The following is a 2818-nucleotide window of genomic DNA, read 5'->3' on the forward strand; positions in this document are numbered from 1 at the left end:
CTCGCCCCACGGAAAGCGAACCTTTTCCCGCAGCCCCTAACTCACACGAATGTCTCGAAACTGAGTCTTCAACAATCGGGAGCTTTAATGGAATATTAAAAATCAACTAAGTGCCTTTGCCACATTTTATTAGAAAGAGTTGTTGTAACGCTTTTGATTTAAAATCAGCTGCAATGATTTTTCTAAGATCTTTTCATTCTTTTCGGTAATCTCTTTTCGTCTCGGAATCGGTTTGTAACTTCCTTCAGGATCATGCCACTGCTCTGGAAGGGTTACTGGAGATTCTTTTTGCCATTTTTCAACCCAGTCACTTGGCAGTTTTCCTTGGAAAGGAACATCATCCAGCATTACTTTCCATACTTGTGACCAAGCTCTTGGGACAACGCGCCAGATATCATAACCTCCGCCTCCAAGTGCAATCCATCGTCCTTTACAGTGTTGATGAGCAAGCTCATGAGCGACCTTCGGAATTCTCTCGTAAATCTTCATTGTGGAACTTAAATGGGTGAGAGGATCCAAGAAATGAGCGTCTGCTCCATTTTGTGTCACAATCACATCTGGTTTAAAATATTCTACAATCTCTCTGAAAGCGGATTCATAAACGTGCAAAAAGGATTCATCTTCCGTGAACGCGTCAATCGGTAAATTGAACGAGTAGCCGTACCCTTCCTTTAACCCGCGCTCATTCACATTCCCTGTGCCAGGGAATAAATACCTTCCTGTTTCATGTATGGAGAACGTGCATACATTTGGGTCATCATAAAAGGCCCATTGGACCCCGTCTCCATGGTGAGCGTCCGTATCAACGTACAGCACTTTATAATCGTACTTTTTACGGATATATTTGATCCCGACTGCTCCATCATTATAAATACAGAAACCGGAAGCCTTTCTTTCGAATCCGTGGTGAAGACCTCCTCCAAGGTTTAAGGCATGCTCAACACGGCCTTCCAGTACGGCATCAATGGCAGAGAGCGTGCTGCCGACAAGTAGTGTCGACGCTTCGTGCATTCCTTTGAACATAGGTGTATCTTCCGTACCTATTCCGTACTCTAATCCATCGTCCTCTGATAGAAGTCCTTGACTAGCTTTTTGAACCGCTTGAATATAAGTTTTGCTATGGGCAAGCGCCAATTCTTCTTCTGTCGCATGCCTTGGTGAAATTAAATGGCTCTCATTTAAGGACTGACTGGCTTCCAAGAGCTCTTTTGCCAAAATGACGCGCATTTGATTGAATGGATGATCATCTGCAAAACGATAACTTGTAAACTTATCTGAAAATACGAACCCGGCATGACATGTCATGATGGCATCCCTGGCATTTTAGGCCAAAGTACTTCGTAGCCTGCAGTTTTTAAGTCTTCGATGGTAGGTAAAGGATTCATCGTCTGGATTCTTACTACGATAATTTTATACTTCGGATCCGGTTTATATGGATAAATCAATACTGAACTGATATTGACCTTCCTCTTACCGAAAACTTGAGTGACTTGAGGGAGGATTCCTGGTTTATTGATGACCTTCACTTCAATCTGTGAGCTTTGGACATGGGTTCCCGTCAGTTGTATGAGTGTATCAAGCATGTCTTTCTCCGTAATGATCCCGACGAGAATATCATTTCTCGTCACAGGAACGCACGCTATTTCCTGCTCATAAAAAATCGAGGCGACTTCTTCAACAAAATCTAACGGATGTACGGTAGTGACCGGGGAAGTCATAATAGATTCTATAGGATTTCTTAATTCTTCTGGAGACGTATCTTTTTCAAATATGGAAGGACTTGCATCTCTAACGTCACGGTCGGATACAATTCCTATCACTCTCCGCTCCTTGTCCACAATAGGTAGATGGCGGATGTGATGCTCATGTAATAATTTGAGAGCGGTTTCAATTGTGTCTTCAGGTGTCAAAGTAATGACTTCAGTCTTCATTACCTCTTCGACTAACATAATGACTACCTCCTTGATTGACGGTACTGGTGCCGGGTTAAAAATCGAAGATGGTCAAATTGTTCAACCGAGGATTGTGGTACATTTTTTCCGATTTTAACCATCAAGCAATTGGCTGGGTGTGAGATGACTTCAGGATCGTCCGTTGGTGCTGGAGTTAAACCGCCTGCAGCCATCATTTTTTCCATGACTTTGCGGTAGTCCCAAATATTCAATCTTGTTCCTTTCAAGTCCCAATGCCAATAATACTCTGTAGAAATAATAATGTAATTCTCCATAAAATCGTCCATCATCGAAACTTGCAGCAGACGGGAGCCGATGCGATAGCCTCTGAATCTTGGAATCACTTCAATAGCTCCAAGTTCAATAAGGTCTTCCATGTTTCCTTCTGACCAACGTTCTAGAGGATCAGGATGAAGGTAAGTTACATACCCGACAATTGTTTCGTTATGTCTCGCGATGATGATTCGTCCTTCTTCAAAATCTGCAATCTTCTTAATTGCTTCAAATTGTTTTTCTGATGGTCGAAACGCTGTTAGTTTTTCATCAAAAGTGTAGTCAGCCATATCTTCAGATGAGACGGGTCCTTCAATTATGACTGGACCGTGCTCAGAGTCGAACGTTTCAAAATGATAGGTCTTTTCGTGCTTCATTCATTCACCACCTGACAAATTTAGTAGAAAATTATGGCTTTTTTTTCATTATACATGATATCGATAGAAATTAAATTGTCCTAAAGTATAAAAAAACTCCAACCTTTTAAGATTGGAGTTTTTTAGATTTAGTTTTCACCGGATTCATCATTGCTAGAACTGTCGTCAGTGGAGGCTGCGCTGGCATCATCGGAGCCATCACCGCCAGACCCGCCG

Annotated in this window: 3 protein-coding genes; all 3 read right to left on the bottom strand. The window is 42.2% G+C overall.

Annotated elements, in window-relative coordinates; genetic code table 11:
* Window positions 1-129 precede the first annotated feature (129 nt).
* From LD39_RS17140 to LD39_RS17150, 3 genes are read right to left on the bottom strand one after another with little or no spacing between them, the layout of a single operon-like run.
* A complete protein-coding gene (locus LD39_RS17140) occupies window positions 130-1305 on the bottom strand; it encodes an acetoin utilization protein AcuC (protein WP_035550466.1) in 1176 nt (391 codons plus the stop codon).
* A complete protein-coding gene (locus LD39_RS17145; protein ID WP_035550469.1) occupies window positions 1302-1949 on the bottom strand; it encodes an acetoin utilization AcuB family protein in 648 nt (215 codons plus the stop codon). The genes LD39_RS17140 and LD39_RS17145 overlap by 4 nt, the downstream gene beginning before the upstream one ends.
* A 5-nt stretch (window positions 1950-1954) precedes the next feature.
* Complete coding sequence (locus tag LD39_RS17150) at window positions 1955-2602, bottom strand: GNAT family N-acetyltransferase (protein ID WP_035550472.1); 648 nt, start codon at window positions 2600-2602, stop codon at window positions 1955-1957.
* Window positions 2603-2818 lie beyond the last annotated feature (216 nt).

This window comes from Halobacillus sp. BBL2006 (genome assembly GCF_000786645.1).
Classification (GTDB): Bacteria; Bacillota; Bacilli; order Bacillales; family Halobacillaceae; genus Halobacillus.

Bases quoted from the DNA above. Each gene is read 5' to 3' on its own strand.
- LD39_RS17140 (WP_035550466.1), bottom strand. From the start codon at position 1,305: ATGACATGTCATGCCGGGTTCGTATTTTCAGATAAGTTTACAAGTTAT.
- LD39_RS17150 (WP_035550472.1), bottom strand. From the start codon at position 2,602: ATGAAGCACGAAAAGACCTATCATTTTGAAACGTTCGACTCTGAGCAC.
- LD39_RS17145 (WP_035550469.1), bottom strand. From the start codon at position 1,949: ATGTTAGTCGAAGAGGTAATGAAGACTGAAGTCATTACTTTGACACCT.